The organism is Streptomyces axinellae (assembly GCF_039532135.1).
In the GTDB taxonomy this organism is placed as follows: Bacteria; Actinomycetota; Actinomycetes; order Streptomycetales; family Streptomycetaceae; genus Streptomyces; species Streptomyces axinellae.
The window spans coordinates 461384-480998 of sequence record NZ_BAAARJ010000001.1; the positions used below are offsets into that span (position 1 = coordinate 461384).

Below are 19615 nucleotides of genomic sequence, written 5' to 3' on the forward strand. Positions count from 1 at the left end.
GCGGGCAGGCGGCTGTGCCTCGTTCCCGGGCCCTCCCCGCGCCCCGCGCCTGGCTGCTGCCGGTGCGGGCGCATCCGGACGTTCCCGTGCCATGCGGCGCAGGGAACCCCTCGTCGCGCGGTGAACCCGTCCCGTGCCCCGCGGTGAGCCGTGCCCGGGGGGCCTCTGTACCGCGCGGCGAACCCCTCCCGGGCCGCTCGCCGGAGGCCCCGCGTGCCACTGGTCCAGGCCGATGAAAGGCGGCATGCCGAACGGCCGAAGCCCTGGCACGTGCCTCACGGAGCGGAGATAGTTGGCTTTCCGCGGGCGGCCCCGCGCCCGCCCCGCACCGCGAGGACCGCGACGCCGGCGCCCAGCGGATACGGAAACCAGCACCACCAGGCACCGAAGGACAGCTCACCGCACCGCACCATCGACTGGGGGCATCCCGTATGACCAGCAGATCCGCCAATCGCCGTACCGTCCTGGCAGCCGCCGTCGCCGCGGCGGCCTCGGCTGCCGCGGCACCCGCAGCACTGGCAGCCGACAGCCGGTCGGGTGGTCTCACCGGCCCGGCCCGCCCCGCCCCGCCGGCCGGGCCCGGACGTCGGGGAAGGGCATCGCTCGTGGATCTCCACTCCTGGACCACCCACCGGGACTGGGCCTCCGGCGAGAGCCGGGGCACCGGCGCCGAGGCGGGCCCGCGCCCCGGCATCGTGCTGGCCGCCCCCGCGGGCAGCGTCGAGTACGCCGACCCGCACACCGGCCGGAAGGCCACCTGGGACTACGCCACCTGGACCTCGCCCCGCCGCGAGCCCTCGGTGGCGGCCGGCGAGGTCATCGCCTCGTGGAACGCCCACACCCCGGCGGGCACCTGGATCAGGACCGAGCTGCGGGGCACCTACTCGGACGGCGGCGAGACGCCCTGGTACACCCTGGGCATCTGGACGGCGAAGGACGGCGACGACGTGCCGCGCCGCACCTCGGTGGACGGGCAGGGCGACGGCAAGAGCAGCATCTACACCGACACCTTCACCATCGACGACCTGGCTGGCGGGCGGCGCCTCACCTCCTACCGGCTGCGGCTGACGCTGTACCGCGCCCCGGGCAGCGGTGCCACGCCCAAGGTGTGGCGGGTCTCGGCGATGTGCTCCGATGTGCCCGACCGCTTCGAGGTGCCCGCCTCCGAGCCGGGACTGGGCCGCGCCGTCGAGCTGAAGGTGCCGCGCTATTCGCAGGAGATCCACAAGGGGCAGTACCCCGAATACGACAACGGCGGGGAGGCGTGGTGCAGCCCCACCTCCTCACAGATGATCATCGAGCACTGGGGCCGCAAGCCCAGCGCCGAGGACCTGGCCTGGGTCGATCCGGCCTACGCCGACCCGCAGGTGTGCCACGCGGCCCGCTACACCTTCGACTACCAGTACGAAGGCTGTGGCAACTGGCCCTTCAACGCCGCCTACGCCAGCACCTACAAGGACATGCAGGCCGTCGTCACCCGCCTCAACAACCTCAACGAAGCCGAGGAGTTCATCGCGGCCGGCCTCCCCCTGATCACCTCCCAGTCCTTCATCGAGACGGAGCTGGACGGCGCCGGATACGGCACGGCGGGCCACCTGATGACCGTCATCGGCTTCACCAGGAACGGCGACGTCATCGCCAACGACCCGGCCTCGCCCGACAATCCGTCCGTACGCCACGTCTACAAGCGTCGTCAGTTCGAGAACATCTGGCTGAGAACGAAGCGGAAGGACGCGGCAGGCAAGGTCAAGAGCGGTTCGGGCGGCGTGTGTTACGTGTACTTCCCGGTCAGGCCCGCACCAGCGCAGAGGCGGGTCCTCAAGAAGCACGGGCTCTGCTGAGCGGTGAGCGGCCCCGGCGGTCCGGTCAGCCTGCGGCGGCCGTGTCCCGGCCACTGCAGCGCGCCACGCGGCCCCGAGAGGCTCGTACTCGGTTCAGGGCTTTCCGGACCCAGTCGGCGTGACCGGTGACGCAGCGCCGCATCGCCGCATTGCGGCTTCCGCGTCCGGAAGAAGGGGCCTGGTGGTGGCTGTCGTACCCGTTGACGCGTCGGCCGGGCTGGCGGACATGTCGTACGTCGGCGCACGGTCAGGACGGCAGTACCCAGGAGGATCCGCCGGGGCTGTCGAGCCACAGGGCGTGGGTGCCGTCGGCGCCGACCGTGAGGCCGTAGCGCTCGACGGGTGGGCGGCCGGCCTGCTCCCAACAGTCGAGGAGCCCGGGCCGCTCCGCCCACAAGTTGCGGCCGGACGGCCCGTCGTAGTCGATGCGGGCCGTCCGGCCGTCCACCGCCATGCGAGCCCAGGCACCGGACGCGGGGTGGTGAATGACGTGAATCGTCACGGTGTCGGTGTCGGTCCGAGTCGCACCTGGGTTCGCCGGCCCGGGATCTACGAGTACCACCACAAGTGGACAGGTACCGAAAGGCCCTGATCCGACGGGGATATCCGCCAGTACGATCCGTCATTCGACAACAAGGGGATCCACGAACCGCCGACGCGCGCCCAACAGGGGCTGCGGCAACGCTGGTTCGGCCGACCGGTCGGCATCTCGGCCGCTCCCCTTCGGACAGCTCGTACCCGGGGGAATCATGTCCATCAGCAGTCGCGCTGCGGCGGTCGTCGTGGCCGTTGTCATAGCCGGATGTGCTACCGCATGCGGGGGAGACGGCCCTGGCGCCCCGTCGAGCGACCGCAGTGGGCCCGGCAGCCCCGGGAATTCTGTCACGTCGGCGCCCGTCGGGATCGAGGATCCGAGTACATCTCCGAAAGACCTCAGCCCCACGCCCATCGCTTCCGACCGCGCCGAGCTGACCGAGGGTGCGCTCGATGAGAGCTGGTCCGCGGCCGGCGAGGCCGACAAAGACGCGTTGTGCGACGGGCTGAGGATGTTCGGTACGGCGTGGGTCGCCCAGCAGATGCGCGAGAACGAGTCGGATGAGGATGTCGACTGGGACTACGCGGCGCTGCTGGTCAAGGGGAAGTGCGAGGCCCGTTCGTAGCCGTAGCCGTAGCGGCACGGGCATCGCGGCGGCCTGTGTCGGGCCCCGGGGCGGGTCAGTCCGGCAGCAGGTGTGACACGAGGGCGCGTGCCCATTCGGGGGTCAGGGCCTGGTTGGTGAAGACGGCCCGGTAGTAGAGGGGGGCGAGCAGGGCGTCCGTGGCGCGTTCGACGGTCGGGGCCTGATGGCCCCGGGCCTCTTCCCGTTCGAGCATGGCCCGGAGCTGCTCCTGGCGCTCTCTGGTGCACGCGCTGGCGCCTTGTTCGCCGGCCGTGCCGATGGTGGCGCGTACGAGGGGGAGGGTGTCCGGATCGCTGAGGTCCTTGGCGAGGTTGGACGCGTAGCGCTCCAGGTCGCCGCGGAGGCTCCCGGTGTCCGGCACCACGATGTCGCCGGAGAAACGGCTGGTCGCGACGTCGGTGAGCAGTTCACCGACCGAGCCCCAGCGGCGGTAGACCGTGGTGGCGTGCACGCCCGCGCGGGCGGCTACGACCGGGATGGTCAGCAGTTCGTCGCCCTGATCGGTGAGCAGTTCCTCGACGGCCCGGTGGACGGCCGCGCGGATTCGGGAGGAGCGGCCACCGGGCCGGCTGCCGGTGCGGGGCGGAGGGGAAGCCGAAGCGGACATGGGGCCAGTGTCGCATTGATCGCTGCGTTTTAAATGCAGTGATCAATGCGTTTGTGTTAGCGTCAAAGGCACTAACGCACAGATCATTGCGAGGAGCGCATGCCCGTCGAACCCGCTGTCGCCGTCCCCCTGTCCGCCGGCGGCACATACCCCGCGTCATGGAAGGGCGCCTTCTCCTGCGTGGCCGCCATCGCCGTCCTCTTCCTGGCCGCCTCCAGCGCGCCCTCCCCGCTCTATGTGATCTATCAGCGGCAATGGCAGTTCACGGCATGGGTGCTGACCGTCGTCTTCGCCCTCTACGTGGTCGGCCTGCTGGGCTCGCTGCTCGTGGTCGGGGCGCTCTCGGACCACCTCGGCCGCCGTCCGGTGATCGCCGCGGCGATCGGGCTGGAGATGGTCGCGCTCGCCTTGTTCTACGTCGCCGGGGACGTGTACGTACTGTCCGTCGCCCGGGTGCTGCAAGGAGTGGCGACCGGGGCTGCGACGACCGCCCTGAGCGCCACCCTCGCCGATCTCGAACCCCCGCATGCCCGGGGGCGCGCGGGGGTCATCACCTCGGTGGCCCCCATGGCCGGACTCGCCCTCGGTGCCCTCGGCAGCGGGATGCTGGTGGAATTCGGCCCCGCCCCGACCCGGCTGGTCTATGTACTGCTGTTCGGCGCGATGGTGCTGGCAGCGGTGTTCGTCGCCCTCATGCCGGAGACATCGCTCCGCCGGGAGGGAGCCCTCGCCTCCCTGCGCCCGCGCATCGGAACGCCCGCGCACCTGCGCGCCGACATCGTCCCGGTGGTGCCGGCGATGGTCGCGGGCTGGGCGCTGGCCGGGATGTACCTCTCCCTCGGCCCGTCCGTCGCGGCGCAGCTGTTCGGGCTGCGGAGCCATCTGGTCGGCGGCATCGTCGTGACGCTCTTGACGGGCACCGGGGCGATCGCGGTCTTCCTGTTCCGCTCCCGGCCCGCCACCTCACTGCTGGCCCCTTCGTCCGCGGTGCTCGGGCTCGGCACCCTGATATCGGTCGCCGGGATGACGCAGGACCTCGTCTGGCTCTCCGCTGCCGGCACCGTGGTCGCCGGCCTCGGCTTGGGCGCCTCGGCGCTGGCCACGTTCGGCACCTTCGCCCGGATCGCTCGCCCGCACGAGCGCAGCGCGGTCTTCACCCTGGCGAACGTCATCGCCTATCTGGGCAACAGCGTTCCCGCCGTGCTCGGTGGGATTGCCGTCACCTCCCTGGGGCTGAAGCCCGCCGCCGAGGGCTACGCGCTGGTGATCGTGCTGATCACCGTCATCGCCCTGGTGCTGCGCCTGAACCGGGTACGGGCGCAGCGCCGTGTCGTCCTCGCCCCGTGCGAGTGAGGCACCTGCCGGCAGAGACCGGGCGACCACCGATTCCTCCCGGCGACCGGGTACGGCATCCCACAACCACCCGGTACGGCGCCCCACCTCGCGCGACAAGCACAAGAACACGCGCGGCAAACACAGGAACCGGCGCCGGGACGAGAGCAGGGAGACATGGTGACAACCCCGACAAGGCCCCGGCAGAACCTTGAAGTCCGGCGGTCGGGCCACACGGCGATCCGGTACACGGCCGGCCGGAGGGCCGACCCTGGCTCTCATCCACGGCTGGGCCTGCCACCGCGGCGACTTCGACGCGGTGACCGGCCATCTGCCCGAGAACTACCGGGTCCTGGCGATCGACATCGCCGAGCACGGCGACTCACGCTCACGCCGCAGGAGGTGTGGACCATGGAAGAGTTCGCCCGCGACGTGGCGTGCCCGGCCGGAGGGCCGACCTGGCAGCTCAGACCGGGTGGGCCACCTTGCACCACGCGGCCCAAGCCTGGCTCGACGACTCCTCCCAGAACTTGGACGCACATCTCCTGCAAGCCTTCGACGATCTGTGCGCCCTCTCCGCTTCCGCCTCGGCCTCCGCCCCCACCGGCCCCGGTGCGCCTGAACGCCGGCAGCGAGCGCTCCGTCCTGTCCGGCGACCGGCTCTGAACGCGGCGGCACCCATGTCGGAGCGGCAGCCACCTTTGAGCGGCTTCAACGAGGGCGTGTCCCGGAGGCAGGAGACGGGGGACGCGTCCCTCGATCCCCTACGGCCACAACAGGTGCCGCTCCCATGGTGTGTCAGGGGTGAGGCGTTCATAGCTGAGGCGGGTGTGGACGCGGGCCTTGTCCGCCTGCCAGAACTCGACCGCGCCGGGGACGACGGTGTGCAGCGTCCACGCGTCGGTGACCAGGCCGGGGTCCTGTTCGACGCGGGCCAGCGATTCGCCGATGGCACGGTCACGTTCGGCCAAGCCGTCCAGGTGGCGGCTCTGGCGTCCCAGCAGGGCTTCCGCGCGTGCCGTGGTGGAGCGGGCGAGGAAGTCCGCCGCACCGCGCTCGGCGGACTCCGCGACCACCGGCCCCCGCACCCGGACCTGCCGGCCGAGCGCGGGCCAGTAGAAGGTCAGCGCCGCGCTCGGCCGCGCCGCCAGCTGGCGGCCCTTGGGGCTGTCGGCGTGGGCGGCGAACTGCCAGCCGCCCTCGTCGACGTTCTTGAGGATCAGCACCCTCGCCCACGGATCGCCGTGCTCGTCCGTCGTCGAGACGGTCATGGCGTGCGGGTCGGGCAAGCCGGCCTCGACCGCCTCGGTCAGCCACTCCAGGAACAGCGCTACGGGCTCCGCCGGAGCCAGGTCCGGGTCGAAGGCGGCCAGTGGTCCGGCGAAGACCTCCAGCCCGCGCAGCCACTCGCGCACATCCCCCCGCCCGTCCGCTGTGCCCACTGCGCCCTCCCCTTCCGCGGCGTCACCGACCTCCACGAGCCTACTCAGGCCCCTGACTCCCGGTGAGGGCTGCGTTTCCGGTGTGCCTGGTATGTCTGGCGTGTCTGGCGTGTCTGGCGTGTTCGGTTTTTCCGGCCCCTGGGCGAATTCGGTGGCGGGACAGGTGCGGGGTCGTGGGGTGAGTTCGCCGGCAGGGTGCCGTGAGTGTCCACGGCCCGTTCCGCCACGCCGATACCGCACGGGTATCGTCGGATCATGGAGCTACGCACGCTGCGCTATTTCACGGCCGTGGCCGAGGAACTCCATTTCGGCCGGGCCGCCGCGCGGCTGCACATGAGCCAGCCGCCGCTGAGCCGGGCGATCAAGCAGCTGGAGGCGGAGTTCGGCACCGCGCTGCTCGACCGCTCGCCCTCCGGAGTCGCGCTCACCGCGGTGGGGGCGGTGCTGCTCGACGAGGCGCGCGCACTGCTCGACCAGGCCGAACGGGTACGGGTGCGGATGGCAGCCGCGGCCGGCGCCGCGACCCTCACCGTCGGCATCCTGGGCGACGGCGCGGACCCGGGCGCCAACCGGCTGGCCGGTGCCTACCGCCGGAGCCACCCGAGCGTCGAGGTCGCTGTCCGCGACACCGACCTGACCGACCCCACCTGCGGGCTGCACGCGGGACTTGTCGATGTCGCCCTGACGCGGGGGCCGTTCGACGGAACCGGCCTGATGGTGCGCGAACTGCGCGCCGACCCGGTGGGCGCCCTGCTGCGCGCCGATGACCCGCTCGCCCGCCGCGACAGCCTGAAGCTGGCCGAACTGGCCGGGCGCCGCTGGTTCCTGTTCCCCGAGGGCGCCGACCCCGACTGGCAGTTGTACTGGAACGGCGGGCAGCCCCGCGAAGGCCCGGTGGTGCGCACCGTCCAGGAGTGCCGGCAGGCGGTCCTGTGGAACGGCACGGTCGGTATGACCCTCCTGGGCCACGAGCCGCCGCCGGGGCTCGCCGTGGTGCCGCTGGCCGACATGCCGCCGAGCCGCGTGGTGGTGGCCTGGAGCGAGGGTGACGTCAACCCGGTGCTGCACTCGTTCGTCCAGCTCACCGTCGCCGCGTACGGCGGGCTGTAGCGAGGCTTCGCGGGCCTCGGTGGTGGAGAGGAAAGGAGCGGGCCCGGCAGCGGCCGTGCCCGGAGCCGCCCCTCCGGGGGCAGCTCCCTGGCGCCAGGCAGCTTGCGAGGAACCCCGTGCACGTTCCCCCCGACTCGATCGAATCCCTGCAACAGTTGGCGACGGTATGGCGCGCGACGGTGACCGACCGGGACGCGGGCGCGGACACCCGAGACCTTCCGGGCATCACTGTGCGCTGGGCGGATTGCCGGTTCCCCTTCTGGAACTGCGCCATGCTGACCGACATCGGCCCGGACGCCGCGCTCCTGGCGCGCCGCCTGCACGAGGCGGCGGGCATCATGCGCGCCAAGGAACGCCCAGGCTTTCTGTGGGTCTTCGAGGACCTGCTCGACGACACGGCACGCGCGGCGCTCCCGGCAGCGGCCCGGCGAGCCGGTCTTGAACACGCGTTCCCCGGCACCGGCATGGCCGCCGACCTGCCGGACCTTCCCGAACCGGCGCATCCCGACCTGACGTTCGTACGCGTGGCAACCGAGGAACACCTGCGCGCCTACGCGGACATCAACGCACGGGCCTACGGCCTGCCTCTGGAAGACGGCCGCGACGGCCTCGCCGGCTCCACGCTGTGGAAGCACCAGGTGTACGCCTACCTCGGCATCCGGGGCGGCGGCGACGGCGAGCCGGTCACCTGCGCCGCGACGCTGGAAGCCGACGGCCGTCTGTTCGTCCTGCTGGTCGCCACGGCCCCCGGGTGGGAGCGCAGGGGCTACGGCGAGGCGGTGACGCGCAAGGCGCTGTACGAAGGCGCCCTGGCCACCGGAGTGACCCGCGCCGTCCTCCACGCGACCGCCGCCGGGGCACCGGTGTATCCGCGCATCGGCTTCCGGCCGAATTCGGCGGTGGGCTTCTTCGGCCTGGAGAGCTGAGGCCGCGGCGCGGAAGTCCGCACCGGGAGGCGGAGGGCGGGCCGCCGGGCCGGGCGCGTCCTGCGTACCCTGGTCCGGGGCCGCCGACCGGGACCGGCCCAGGGTCACCGCGCAACCGAGGAGCAGTCTCATGGCCGCCGCCGCACCGCCCGCCGCCTCCCGCATCGCTGTCGTCACCGGAGCCAGCAGCGGAATCGGCGCCGCCACGGCGCGCCGGCTGGCGGCTGCCGGCTACCGGGTGGTGCTGACCGCTCGCCGGGAGGAGCGCATCGAGGCGCTCGCCAAGGAGATCAACGAAGCGGGCCACCAGGCCAAGGCGTACCCGCTGGATGTGACGGACCGGTCCGCCGTCGAGGAGTTCGCCCGCGCCTTCAGCACCGTCGGCGTGCTGGTCAACAACGCGGGCGGCGCGCTCGGCGCCGACACCGTCGCTGCCGGGGACCCGGCCGACTGGCGGCAGATGTACGAGACCAACGTGCTCGGCACCCTCAACATCACCCAGGCGCTGCTGCCCGCGCTCACCGGGAGCGGCGACGGGACGGTGGTGGTCCTCTCCTCCACCGCCGGCCACGGTACCTATGAGGGCGGGGGCGGGTATGTGGCCGCGAAGCACGCCGAGCATGTGCTCGCCGAGACCCTGCGGCTGGAGATTGTCGGCACCCCGGTCCGGGTGATCGAGGTGGCGCCCGGCATGGTCAAGACCGAGGAGTTCGCCCTCACCCGCTTCCGTGGCGACGAGGAGAAGGCCGGGAAGGTGTACGAAGGGGTGGCCGAGCCGCTGACCGCCGACGATGTCGCCGACACCGTCGCCTGGGCCGTCACCCGCCCCAGTCACGTCAACATCGACCTTCTGGTGGTCCGCCCCCGCGCCCAGGCGTCCAACACCAAGGTGCACCGCGAGAGCTGACGGGTCGTCACACTCCGGCCACCGTCCGCCCTCGACGCCGGGGCCGGGGCCGGGGCCGGGGCCGGAGTCGTCAGTCGACGCCCCCGACCCCGCCCCCGGTGACCGGCGGCCGGTCAGACACGGTCGGCCGCGATCAGGAGGTACTGGAAGGAGCCGTCCTTGTAGGAGTTGATGAACGCCTCCTCGATTCCGGTGACCAGGGAAGAGGTGGCCCGCAGCTCCCAGTAGGGCAGCGTCGCGGCGGTGAGATCGACGACGGCCCCCGGCACGAGACGGTTGTCGGCCATGGCACGCAGATATTCGCGGCGGGAGTGGATGTTGCACTCGAAGTGCGCGTTGATCTGGGAAACCCACTTCGAAGGCTGGCCATGACGCGGATTCCAGCAGCCGGTGATGGTCACATAGCGACCGCCGGGGGCGAGGATGCGGGAGTGCTCGGCGAACAGATCGTGCAGATCGACATACATGCTCGACTCGTTGTTCCATGAGCCGGCGGCCAGCCCCGTCTCGAAGGGCATGTCGAGCATGTTGCACACGCGGGCCCGCACGTGATCCTCGATGCCCAGTTCCCGCGCGCGCCGGAGGGCGAAGTCGGCCTGCTTGGCCGACAGGGTGACACCCTCGACCTTGCATCCGAAGCGCTGGTGGGCCATGACCATCGAACCGCCCCGGCCGCAGCCCGCGTCCACCAGCGTGTCAGCACGCCCGATGGGGCCCAGATGGTCCAGGAGGACCTGGGTCTGCGCCGACTCCAGACGGTGGAGTTCGGCGATGAGCCGCTTCTCGTACTCGCTGTCTCCGGGGCTTCCGAGGGCGGCCCGGTCAACCTCGCCGATCCCGTAGTGGTGGTGGTAAAGCCCATCGACGTCGCCGAGACGGAGGTTGACCGGCCTGGCCTCCTGGTCCCAGTAGCGGGCGATCTCACCCTGGTAGGGCGACGCCGGGCCGGGGACGAAAACGGACGGAGCCTGGGCATTGGTGAGCGGGGTGCTGGTCACGAGCGGGTCCTCTCTTACAAGAAATCAGGTATTACAAGAAGTCGGGCAGGCTGTATCGGTAGGTATTGGTCTGATGCCAGTAGTGGTTGCCGTCCACCCACGCGGCGACTCCGCGCAAGAAGCGCAGCACGGCCGGGGCTGGGCAGGCGGCGGCCAGCGCGGTGGCTTCGGCTTCGAAGCCGTGCATCAGCTCGTTGTGGACCTCGATCGCCTTCAGATACGCCTCCCGCTCGGAGAGGCCCTCACGTTCGGCGATCACCACGGGCAGGTTGAGGTGCCGCCCGGGGCTCTTGAGTTCCTTGGTGTACGAGTACAGGTCGTTGACGATGGTGGTGGCGTTGCTGCCGAGCGCGATGACCCGCTGCATGGCGGGCTGGGCGTGCAGGTCCGCCGGGAGTTCATAGCCGCCGACGGTGTCGGTGATGGTGGGGCAGGGGCGGAAGTTGTTGAACTGGCGCATCGCCAGGTACTCCCACACCTCGGGCACCTCGTCCGCCTGGGTCCAGGCCGCCTCCGCGAGATAGCCCAGGTGCAGACGGCCCATGTCGTGCCGGAACCGGTCGGCCTGCGACGGGGTGGCCTGCCGGCGGAAGTACTCCATGGCGGAGTGGTAGGCGCGCCGGGGCGCGTCCGAGGCGAGCGATTCCGACCACGGCGGCTCGTACTCCTGCGCCGTGTGCAGCGGATCGAGAGCCGTGTGCGCCAGCAGAAGCCGGCTGCCGAGGCCGATGGGCGAGCCGCCGTGGTCCTCGCAGTAGCAGTCGTCGACCGCGTTCTCGGCGACCATCAGCCGGGTGGCGATCATCAAATGGTCCACCGTGGGGGCGTCCGGATGGCAGGCGACCATGTAGCGGCCCACGGAGAAGCCGTCGAACTGGTCCTCCCACTCCGGGGGATACGCCCGGACCTCGTCCACCGCCCACATCTTGATCCGGCGGCTGACCTCCGCCACCCGCACCGGGTCGGGGTCCGGCACGGGGTGGTGGTAGAGGCCCGGGATCGCCTCTCCCGCCCTGGGCGCCCCGGGGACGGCGGGCTCCGCGTCCGGGGATTCCGCGCCCGTGGGTTCGGCTCCCGTGCGTCCCGCGGTCGCCGGCTCCGGGACGCGGCCCAGGTGCAGACCAGCCGTGCCCAGGCCGGCGGGACCGCGCAGAATCCGCTCCAGGGCGACGCCCGGCCGCCGCACCGAGGCGGCGCTCTCCAGGCCCGCCACGCTCCCCACGGCGTGTGGGGCCAACGCTTCGCCACCCGGGCCGCCATCGGGGACAGGCACCTCCACCGGCACGGCACTCGGGGCGGGGAGGGGGACAGCACGAGAGACGGGGAGGGAGGGCGGGCCGGGCAGCGTCGGCCGGGTGCCGCACGCGGGGGAGCGGGAGTCGGGAGGGGAGTCGGCCCCCGCGCTGCCCGCGGCGGCAAGCGGGCTCGGCTGCCGGGGAGTAGGCCCGGGATCGGACATCCGTGGCTCCTTGTTGAGGTGGGGTGGGCTGCCCCGGATCCTGGGCAGGTGCGCCCGCTCCGGGAGGGTTGGGGCTGTCGTGGCCGGGGAGGGCGCGGGCTGTCGTGGCCGCCGGGCCGGCCCGGTCAGTCGTCCCAGTGGGCGATCTGCACGTTCTCCAGCACGCCGAGCGCGTCGGGCACCAGGATCGCGGTGGAGAAATAGGTGCTGACCAGGTAGGAGAGGATCGCCTGCTCGTTGATGCCCATGAAGCGCACCGACAGTCCCGGCTCGTACTCCTCCGGCAGGCCGGTCTGACGGAGACCGACGACCCCTTGGTTGTCCTCGCCGGTACGCATGGCGAAGACCGAGCTGGTGCCCTCCGCGCTGATGGGGATCTTGTTGCAGGGCAGGATCGGGACTCCGCGCCAGGCCGGGACCTGCTGCCCGCCGAGATCGACGTGGGTCGGGTAGAGGCCGCGCGCGTTGAACTCCCGTCCGATCGCCGCGATCGCTTTGGGGTGGGCGAGGAAGAGCTTGGTGCCCCGGCGGCGGCTGAGCAGTTCATCGAGGTCGTCCGGGGTGGGCGGGCCGTAGCGCGGCTGGATGCGCTGCGAGAAGGCGGCGTTGTGGAGCAGCCCGAACTCCCGGTTGTTGACCAGCTCGTATTCCTGGCGCTCGCGCAGCGCCTCGATGGTGAGCCGCAGCTGCTCCTCCGTCTGGTTCATCGGCCCGTTGTAGAGGTCGGCGACCCTGGTGTGGATGCGCAAAACGGTCTGGGCGACGGAGAGTTCGTATTCGCGCGGGTGGAGCTCGTAGTCGACGAAGGTGCCCGGCAGCTCGGCTTCCCCGGTGTGGCCCGACGACATCGCGATGTCGGCCTCGCCCTTGCGGTTCTGCCGCTGGAGGGGGAGCGTGCCGAAGTGCCGGACGTGGGCCTGGAGGCTGGGTGCCGAGGAGAGGATCGCGGCGAAGTCGTCACGCGAGAGGGTCAGCAGGGTGCCGGAGGTCTGCGCGGTGGCGGTGAAGTCCCAACTGGCATCCGCGTCGAGGAGGGTGTGCTCGCCGAACTGGCCGCCGTCGGCGATCACGCCCACGCCGGTCTCGTCGCCGTACTTGCCGACGGAGGTCCGCTGGATCCGGCCGTGTGCGATCAGGTAGATCCGCTCGGCCGGGGTGCCGCGCTCGACGAGCACCTCTCCGGCGCGGAAGTCGCGCTGTTCGCACCGGTCGGCGATGCGTGCCAGGACCTCGTCGTCCTCGAAGCCGCGCAGCAGGGCCAGTTCGCCCAACTCGCGGGGGATCACCCGGACCTCGGCACCGTCTTGGACGAACTCGATGCGACCGTCGCCGACGGTATAGGTCAGCCGGCGGTTCACCCGGTAGGTGCCGCCCTTGACCTCCACCCACGGCAGCGCGCGCAGCAGCCAGCGGGAGCTGATCCCCTGCATCTGCGGGGCGGTCTTGGTGGTGCTGGCGAGGTTCCGGGCGGCTGCGGTGCTCAGACTGGATTGCCGGGGCGGATCCAGCTGTGCTTCCGGGCTGCTCTCAACGGTCATCGAGCGAACTCTCCTTCGAGCCGGTGGTGATCGGCAGACGGGCGCGCCAACCAACGAAGGGGGAGAATGGGGACAAATCCATAGGAATCCGTGCGCTGCCCTGGCAACAGTACGACCGGTGCGCGCGGGCCGGCTCTTGAGGCCGGGGGAGTTACCTCGATGCGGTGTTCTTGACCCGCAACGGGTTTATCTGAAGAACCGCTGTCATTCGGACACCGTGATCGAGTACGCGCTCGGTCACCTCAACGGGGCCCCGCCTCGGCGCGGCGAACTCACCAGCCGCGCTGGCGCGTTGAGGCCGGGAACCGATCCGGCCCCGACGTCGGCCCGGGAGCCGGCGGGGTGGCTGGATCAGGGTGTGTCAGCGCGCCGCCGGCCGGCTCCCAGGGCCGGCCGGCGGCGCGCTCAGCTGTACAGGTGGGGGCTCTCAGGTGCCGCCGCCGGTGCGGGCCGGTGCCGACCGGTGCGGCCGGGCCGGCGCGGATACCGGTGCGTACGGAGCGGGCCCGCGAGGGCGGCGGCTCGCTGATCAGTCCTCTTCGCCCTCCTCGTCCTCGAACGCGTCGCCGATCTCATCGACGACCTCCGCCGCCACGAGTCCGCCCGCGACCCCGACAGCGAGCCCCGCCGCGCCCAGCGCGACGGCCGTGCCGACGCCGGGCCCGGAAGAGCGCGAGGAGTGGGACGCCGCGTGCCCGTGGCTGTCGTGGTGATGGCCCACGTCGTGGTGGTGACCGCCGTAGTGCGCGCCCGCCTCCTGGTGGTGGCCGGTCAACTGCCGCAGCCATCTGTCGACCTCGGCGTTCCAGTCCGTATGGGCCACCTCGTCATGGCTGACGGTGAAGCGGTTGAGGACGTCGTGCCCGTCGGAGAAGAGGCCGCCGCGCTTGTCGGCCTCCAGGACCACCTCGATGCCGCCCGGATCGGCGAGGAAGGTCACCTCGATCTCGTTGACGGAGTGCGCGAGGTGCGGGGGCGGGGTCAGCTCGATCTCCTGGTAGAAGGGCAGTTGCTGGCCGGTGCCGTTGATGTGCCCCAGCTCCAGATCCGCCGAGGTGAAGCCGCAGCCCAGCTGCCCCAGGGCTTCCAGGACCGCTTCCTGCGCGGGCAGGGGGGCCACTCGGACGGGGTCGAGGTCGCCCTTGTCCTTGGCTCCGGAGATCTCCAGCTCGGTGCGGACGCCGAGCGCGATGCCCAGCGGCTGCCCGTACAGCTCCGTGACGGGCGTCTCCCAGGGGAGGGTGATGGTGAAGGGCACGCTGCGCCGCTCGCCCTCGGCGAGCCGGAAGCCGCCGGTCGGGGTCCCGTGCCAGCCGCCCTCCGGGCCGCCGTCGAGGACGAAGTGCGCGAAGGCCAGGGCCCCTTCCTGCTCTCCGTCGTGGTGTTCGGCCTCCACATGGGCGACGAGTTCGAGACGGATGCGCTCGATCTCCGCGTCCGCCTTCCCGCCTTCCAGGTGCACCTGACCGGACAGGGTGCCGCCCGGCAGCACCGGCCCTTCTTCCAGGACCGTATCGACCGAGGGGCCGCCGACGCCGAGCGCCCCCATCAGCTTCTTGAACACCATCGCGGCGTTCACTCCTTCTGCTTCTGTTGTCGTGCTCACTTCGCTGGACTCAACGGGTGTGACCAGCCACAGCGAGATACTTCTACAGTCCTGTAGGTTTTCGGCACCGGTATACGCGCCAATCACCTGGAGGAAATCGTGGGAGTTTCGCTGTCCAAGGGCGGGAACGTCTCGCTGAGCAAGGAGGCCCCGGGCCTGACGGCAGTCACGGTGGGTCTGGGCTGGGACGTACGTACCACCACGGGGACCGACTTCGACCTGGACGCCAGCGCGCTGCTGGTGGACACCGGCAGCAAGGTCGTCTCCGACCAGCACTTCGTCTTCTTCAACAACCTCACCAGCCCCGACGGTTCGGTCGAGCACACGGGCGACAACCTCACCGGCGAAGGCGAGGGCGACGACGAGGCGATCAAGGTGAATCTCGCCGCCGTGCCGCCGGAGGTCGACAAGATCGTCTTTCCGGTCTCGATCCACGAGGCCGAAAGCCGCCAGCAGAGCTTCGGCCAGGTGCGCAACGCCTTCATCCGCGTCGTCAACCAGGCCGACAACAACGAACTGGCCCGCTACGACCTCACCGAGGACGCCTCGACCGAGACGGCCATGGTCTTCGGCGAGCTGTACCGCAACGGCGCCGAGTGGAAATTCCGCGCCGTCGGCCAGGGCTACGCCTCCGGGCTCCGCGGCATCGCCCAGGACTTCGGCGTCAACGTGTGAGCTGAACCGCCAGCGCGTGAGCTGGACCGCCGACGCGTGATCCGGCCGGAAACGTGTGCCCGGACCGACCGCCCGTGTGTGTTCGAACCAGCCGCGCGTGACCGGACCGCCCACGCGTGATCCGCGCCCCCTCCGCCCGCACGAAGCACCCCGACGGCGGCCCGTGCGGGCGAAGGGGGCGGGCGGCCATGAAGGAAACCCTCCCGTCCGCTGATGAAACCCGCGCCAGGAAGCCCGATGTCCGCGATCTCCTCACCGCCGTTGGGCGGGCACCATCCGCTGCCCGAACGATGCCGCGCGATCACCGAGTCGGGCTGGTTCGGTGTGCTCGCCTTCGCCCTCATCCTGGGCAACGCCGCCCTGCTCGGCGTCGAGACCTATCCGGGCGTCCAAGGGCGCTGGCACGCGGAGCTGAAGGCTGTCGATCACGCCTTCCTCGTCGTCTTCACCTTGGAGATCCTGCTGCGGTTCGCGGCCTGCGCCGACCGCCCGAAGGAGTTCTTCCGGGACCCGTGGAACGTCTTCGACCTCGCCGTGGTGCTCTTCGCCTACCTCCCCTTCGCCCGCGAGAACGCCACGGTGCTGCGCCTGCTGCGCCTCGCGCGTGTGCTGAGGGCCGCGCGGTTCCTGCCGCAGTTGCGCATCGTCCTCGTCGCGGTCGGCAAGAGCCTTCCCGGCACGCTCAGCTTCCTGCTCGTGGGCGCCCTGCTGCTCTACCTCTACTCGATGGTGGGCTGGGTCTTCTTCGCCGGGGAGGACCCCGAGCACTTCGGCTCCCTGGGCCGGGCAGGACTGACGCTGTTCTTGCTGATGACCCTGGACGGCCTGGGCGACGCCGTCCGTACCGGGCTGGAGATCTCCCGGTGGAGCATCGTCTACTTCGCCTCCTACGTGCTCCTCAGCTCCTTCGTCCTGGTCAACCTGCTGATCGGTGTGGTCCTCAACTCCCTTGAGGAAGCGCGGGACGCGGAGGAGGGGGGCCGCCGGACCTACGACGGAGCGCCGGTGCCGGAGACGGAGCTGAGCGCGAAGATCGCGGCGGCCCGCCGGGCCCTGGACGATCTGGAGGGCAGTTTGACGTCCGCCGGGCGGCGGCCGTGACCAGCGGGCGGGTGAAGTCGCCGGACAAGGCGGCGGGAGGACCGGCAGGGGAGCGGAGGGCGGAGTGCGGGTATGGAGGGTTTGCTGTCGGCGGTGGCGCCGGGTACGGGAAGGCTCTCCCCGGCGGCGCCCGACCGCGCACGCGCAGTCCCCGACACGCACACCGAAAGGACCCGCACGGTGACCTCTCGTCCCCGCCCCGCCGCCGCTCCCGCCGCCCCTGGGGCTTCCGGCCATCCGGCCGCGTTCGGCGAGCCGTTCGCCATCGCTCCCGGTGAGGCGGCCCTCGACCGCGTCTCCCAGGTCCGGCTCTCCCTCGTCCGGCTGCCGCTCGCCTCTCCCATCAGCGACGCCAAGGTACTGACGGGCCGTCAGAAACCGTTGACCGAGATCGCGTTCCTGTTCGCACGGATCACCACCGAGGGCGGCCACGAAGGAATCGGCTTCGGATACTCCAAGCGCGCCGGCGGGCCCGCCCTGTACGCGCACGCCGTGGAGATCGCCCCGGAGCTGATCGGAGAGGACCCCAGCGACACCGGCCGGCTGTGGCAGAAACTGGTCTGGGCGGGTGCCTCCATGGGGCGCAGCGGGCTGACCACGCAGTCCATCGCCGCCTTCGACATCGCCCTGTGGGACCTCAAGGCCCGCCGTGCCGGGCTCCCGCTGGCCAAGCTCCTCGGCGCCCACCGCGACTCGGTCAGCTGTTACAACACCTCCGGCGGATACCTGTCGATGCCCATCGAGCAGATACGGGAGAACGCCGACCGCTCCCTCGCGCGGGGCATCGGCGGCATCAAGATCAAGGTGGGCGGCCCCGATACCGGCGCCGACCTGCGACGCCTCACCGCCCTGCGCGAGCACCTCGGCGACCGGGTTCCGCTGATGGCCGACGCCAACCAGCAGTGGGACCGCCCGACAGCGGCCCGCATGGGACGCGCCCTCGAAGAGTTCGGCCTCACCTGGCTCGAAGAGCCTCTCGACGCGCACGATGCGGAGGGGCACGCCGCCCTCGCCGCCACGCTGGACACCCCCGTCGCGACCGGGGAGATGCTGACCAGCACCGCCGAGCACACCGACCTGATCATGAAGAACGCGGCCGACTTCATCCAGCCCGATGCCCCTCGGGTCGGCGGCATCACGCCCTTCTTGCAGATCATGGCCCTCGCGGACCACAAGTGCCTGTCCATGGCCCCGCACTTCGCGATGGAGATCCACCTTCACCTCGCAGCCGCCTACCCGCGCACCACCTGGGTCGAGCACTTCGAGTGGCTGGAGCCGATGTTCAACGAACGCCTGGAACTGCGCGAGGGACGCATGATCGTCCCCAGCCGTCCGGGCCTCGGCCTCTCCCTCAGCGAGCAGGCCGCCGAGTGGACGTCCGAGGAGGCGGCCCTCACCTCGTAGCCGCACCCGGCGGGGTGCCGGGGCGCACCCGGTCCTGCCGCGCGGCGCCCCCGCCCCCACCGGGCCCTGAGAGGCGGGGCTACAGCACCAGTGACAGCAGCAACAGCAGGACCAGTGCGACAACGGAGATGATCGTCTCCATCACCGACCAGGACTTGATCGTCTGCCCGACGCTCATCCCGAAGTACTCCTTCACCAGCCAGAACCCCGCGTCGTTGACGTGGCTGAAGAACAGGGAGCCCGCGCCCACGGCGAGGACCACCAGCGCGGCCTGGGCCGAGGACATGTCGGCGGCGAGCGGCGCGACCAGCCCGGCGGCCGAGACGGTGGCCACCGTCGCGGAACCGGTCGCCAGGCGGATGCCGACGGCGATGAGCCACCCGAGCAGCAGGGCCGGGATGGACCAGTCCCGGGACAGGTCCAGGATCATCTCCCCGATACCCACGTCCACCAGCGTCTGCTTGAAGCCGCCGCCCGCGCCGACGATCAGCAAGATGCCCGCGATCGGTCCGAGGGACGCGCCGACCGTCGAGGACAGCCGGTCCTTGCTGAAGCCTGCGGAGCGGCCGAGCGTGAACATGGCCACGAGCACTGCGACCAGCAGCGCGATCATCGGGTCGCCGACCACGTCCATGACGCGCTGCACGGTGTTCTCGGCATCGTCGACGACGATGTCGGTCAGCGCCTTGGCGAGCATCAGGGCGACGGGCAGCAGCACCGTCACCAGGGTGATGCCGAAGCCGGGCCGCCGCTCCAGGTCGGCCGTCGCGCGCTCCGGTACGACTCCCTCGGGCGGGGTGGTGTCCACCCACCGTGCGGCCACCTTGCCGAAGAGCGGACCGGCCACGATCAGCGTCGGGATGCCGACGAGCAGGCCCAGCGCCAGCGTCACGCCCAAGTTGGCGTGGATGGCGTCGATGGCGACGAGCGGACCCGGGTGCGGCGGGACGAGACCGTGCATCACCGAGAGCCCGGCGAGCGCCGGGATGCCGACCCGCATCACCGAGAAGTTGCCGCGCTTTGCCACCAGCAGCACCACGGGGATCAGCAGCACCAGCCCGACCTCGAAGAACATCGGCAGCCCGATGATCCCCGCGATGAGCGCCATGGCCCAGGGGATGGTGCGCCTGCCGGCCTTGGCCAGGATCGTGTCGACGATCTGGTCGGCGCCGCCGGAGTCGGCGAGCAGCTTGCCCAGAATGGCCCCGAGCGCGATGAGTACACCGACGCCGGAGACGGTGTCCCCGAGTCCGGTGGTGAAGCTCGCGATGGCCTTGTCCAGCGGCGCCGCCGCGACGGCGCCCAATGCGAGCGAGCCGACGGTCAGCGCCAGGAACGCGTGCAGCTTGAAGCGGGTGATGAGGACGACGATGACGGCGATGCCGACGACCGCGGCGATCCCCAGTTGGGCGTTGCCGGCGGACGAGATGGGGTCCGGCTGCTGCGACCCCGCTGCCAGCATCTCGGCACTGAGATGACGCACGGCTC

Annotated in this window: 17 protein-coding genes; 9 read left to right on the top strand and 8 right to left on the bottom strand. The window is 71.2% G+C overall.

Annotated features, from left to right (window positions below; genetic code table 11):
- The first annotated feature begins 431 nt into the window (after positions 1 to 431).
- Entirely contained in the window at positions 432 to 1841 is a 1410-nt protein-coding gene (locus ABD339_RS01925) for a peptidase C39 family protein (protein WP_344561428.1), read from the top strand.
- Positions 1842 to 2088: 247 nt separating this feature from the next.
- Here ABD339_RS01925 and ABD339_RS01930 read toward each other — a convergent pair whose 3' ends face one another.
- The gene (locus ABD339_RS01930) at positions 2089 to 2343 is read right to left on the bottom strand and encodes a hypothetical protein (RefSeq protein WP_344561429.1); all 255 of its coding nucleotides are present in this window, start codon (positions 2341 to 2343) and stop codon (positions 2089 to 2091) included.
- A gap of 247 nt (positions 2344 to 2590) precedes the next feature.
- Here ABD339_RS01930 and ABD339_RS01935 point away from each other — a divergent pair, with 247 nt between their 5' ends.
- The gene (locus tag ABD339_RS01935; RefSeq protein WP_344561431.1) at positions 2591 to 3001 is read left to right on the top strand and encodes a hypothetical protein; all 411 of its coding nucleotides are present in this window, start codon (positions 2591 to 2593) and stop codon (positions 2999 to 3001) included.
- A 55-nt stretch (positions 3002 to 3056) separates the two neighbouring features.
- Here the strand turns inward: ABD339_RS01935 and ABD339_RS01940 are convergent, their stop codons facing one another.
- Positions 3057 to 3629: a TetR/AcrR family transcriptional regulator gene (locus tag ABD339_RS01940; protein WP_344561433.1), complete on the bottom strand. Its 573-nt coding sequence runs from the start codon at positions 3627 to 3629 to the stop codon at positions 3057 to 3059.
- Between the two features lie 99 nt (positions 3630 to 3728).
- Between ABD339_RS01940 and ABD339_RS01945 the strand changes: the two genes are divergently transcribed.
- Positions 3729 to 4982, top strand: coding sequence for an MFS transporter (locus ABD339_RS01945; RefSeq protein WP_344561435.1), 1254 nt, complete (start codon positions 3729 to 3731; stop codon positions 4980 to 4982).
- Positions 4983 to 5725: 743 nt separating this feature from the next.
- On the opposite strand, the gene ABD339_RS01950 is transcribed toward ABD339_RS01945, so the two are convergent.
- Complete coding sequence (locus tag ABD339_RS01950; RefSeq protein WP_344561437.1) at positions 5726 to 6403, bottom strand: pyridoxine/pyridoxamine 5'-phosphate oxidase; 678 nt, start codon at positions 6401 to 6403, stop codon at positions 5726 to 5728.
- A gap of 255 nt (positions 6404 to 6658) precedes the next feature.
- Here ABD339_RS01950 and ABD339_RS01955 point away from each other — a divergent pair, with 255 nt between their 5' ends.
- From ABD339_RS01955 to ABD339_RS01965, 3 genes are all read left to right on the top strand, one after another.
- Positions 6659 to 7513, top strand: a complete 855-nt coding sequence (locus ABD339_RS01955; protein WP_344561439.1) for a LysR family transcriptional regulator — start codon at positions 6659 to 6661, stop codon at positions 7511 to 7513.
- Between the two features lie 116 nt (positions 7514 to 7629).
- The gene (locus tag ABD339_RS01960; protein ID WP_344561441.1) at positions 7630 to 8439 is read left to right on the top strand and encodes a GNAT family N-acetyltransferase; all 810 of its coding nucleotides are present in this window, start codon (positions 7630 to 7632) and stop codon (positions 8437 to 8439) included.
- A 130-nt stretch (positions 8440 to 8569) separates the two neighbouring features.
- A complete protein-coding gene (locus tag ABD339_RS01965) occupies positions 8570 to 9346 on the top strand; it encodes an SDR family NAD(P)-dependent oxidoreductase (RefSeq protein ID WP_344561443.1) in 777 nt (258 codons plus the stop codon).
- 113 nt (positions 9347 to 9459) lie between these two features.
- On the opposite strand, the gene ABD339_RS01970 is transcribed toward ABD339_RS01965, so the two are convergent.
- The 4 genes from ABD339_RS01970 to ABD339_RS01985 all read right to left on the bottom strand — a co-directional run bounded on the left by ABD339_RS01970 (position 9460) and on the right by ABD339_RS01985 (position 14908).
- Positions 9460 to 10344 carry a geranyl diphosphate 2-C-methyltransferase gene (locus ABD339_RS01970; protein ID WP_344561445.1) on the bottom strand — a complete coding sequence of 295 codons (885 nt, stop codon included), beginning with the start codon at positions 10342 to 10344 and terminating at the stop codon, positions 9460 to 9462.
- A 31-nt stretch (positions 10345 to 10375) separates the two neighbouring features.
- Positions 10376 to 11803, bottom strand: a complete 1428-nt coding sequence (locus tag ABD339_RS01975) for a family 2 encapsulin nanocompartment cargo protein terpene cyclase (protein ID WP_344561447.1) — start codon at positions 11801 to 11803, stop codon at positions 10376 to 10378.
- A gap of 125 nt (positions 11804 to 11928) precedes the next feature.
- Positions 11929 to 13341, bottom strand: a complete 1413-nt coding sequence (locus ABD339_RS01980) for a family 2B encapsulin nanocompartment shell protein (protein ID WP_344561449.1) — start codon at positions 13339 to 13341, stop codon at positions 11929 to 11931.
- Between the two features lie 529 nt (positions 13342 to 13870).
- Positions 13871 to 14908 (bottom strand): sporulation protein, encoded by a 1038-nt coding sequence (locus tag ABD339_RS01985; protein WP_344561451.1) that lies wholly within the window; start codon positions 14906 to 14908, stop codon positions 13871 to 13873.
- Between the two features lie 138 nt (positions 14909 to 15046).
- Here ABD339_RS01985 and ABD339_RS01990 point away from each other — a divergent pair, with 138 nt between their 5' ends.
- The 3 genes from ABD339_RS01990 (at position 15047) to ABD339_RS02000 (ending at position 18127) form a co-directional block, all read left to right on the top strand.
- Positions 15047 to 15622 carry a TerD family protein gene (locus ABD339_RS01990; RefSeq protein WP_344561453.1) on the top strand — a complete coding sequence of 192 codons (576 nt, stop codon included), beginning with the start codon at positions 15047 to 15049 and terminating at the stop codon, positions 15620 to 15622.
- A 237-nt stretch (positions 15623 to 15859) separates the two neighbouring features.
- The gene (locus ABD339_RS01995) at positions 15860 to 16723 is read left to right on the top strand and encodes an ion transporter (RefSeq protein WP_344561455.1); all 864 of its coding nucleotides are present in this window, start codon (positions 15860 to 15862) and stop codon (positions 16721 to 16723) included.
- 264 nt (positions 16724 to 16987) lie between these two features.
- Positions 16988 to 18127, top strand: coding sequence for an L-talarate/galactarate dehydratase (locus ABD339_RS02000; RefSeq protein ID WP_344561605.1), 1140 nt, complete (start codon positions 16988 to 16990; stop codon positions 18125 to 18127).
- A gap of 79 nt (positions 18128 to 18206) precedes the next feature.
- On the opposite strand, the gene ABD339_RS02005 is transcribed toward ABD339_RS02000, so the two are convergent.
- Complete coding sequence (locus ABD339_RS02005; protein ID WP_344561457.1) at positions 18207 to 19610, bottom strand: GntT/GntP/DsdX family permease; 1404 nt, start codon at positions 19608 to 19610, stop codon at positions 18207 to 18209.
- Between the last annotated feature and the right edge of the window lie 5 nt (positions 19611 to 19615).

Excerpts from the sequence above, each read along its gene's own strand:
- ABD339_RS01925 (WP_344561428.1), top strand. The coding sequence starts at position 432 with ATGACCAGCAGATCCGCCAATCGCCGTACCGTCCTGGCAGCCGCCGTC.
- ABD339_RS01935 (WP_344561431.1), top strand. The coding sequence starts at position 2,591 with ATGTCCATCAGCAGTCGCGCTGCGGCGGTCGTCGTGGCCGTTGTCATA.
- ABD339_RS01940 (WP_344561433.1), bottom strand. The coding sequence starts at position 3,629 with ATGTCCGCTTCGGCTTCCCCTCCGCCCCGCACCGGCAGCCGGCCCGGT.
- ABD339_RS01945 (WP_344561435.1), top strand. The coding sequence starts at position 3,729 with ATGCCCGTCGAACCCGCTGTCGCCGTCCCCCTGTCCGCCGGCGGCACA.
- ABD339_RS01955 (WP_344561439.1), top strand. The coding sequence starts at position 6,659 with ATGGAGCTACGCACGCTGCGCTATTTCACGGCCGTGGCCGAGGAACTC.
- ABD339_RS01965 (WP_344561443.1), top strand. The coding sequence starts at position 8,570 with ATGGCCGCCGCCGCACCGCCCGCCGCCTCCCGCATCGCTGTCGTCACC.
- ABD339_RS01975 (WP_344561447.1), bottom strand. The coding sequence starts at position 11,803 with ATGTCCGATCCCGGGCCTACTCCCCGGCAGCCGAGCCCGCTTGCCGCC.
- ABD339_RS01980 (WP_344561449.1), bottom strand. The coding sequence starts at position 13,341 with ATGACCGTTGAGAGCAGCCCGGAAGCACAGCTGGATCCGCCCCGGCAA.
- ABD339_RS01985 (WP_344561451.1), bottom strand. The coding sequence starts at position 14,908 with ATGGTGTTCAAGAAGCTGATGGGGGCGCTCGGCGTCGGCGGCCCCTCG.
- ABD339_RS01995 (WP_344561455.1), top strand. The coding sequence starts at position 15,860 with ATGTCCGCGATCTCCTCACCGCCGTTGGGCGGGCACCATCCGCTGCCC.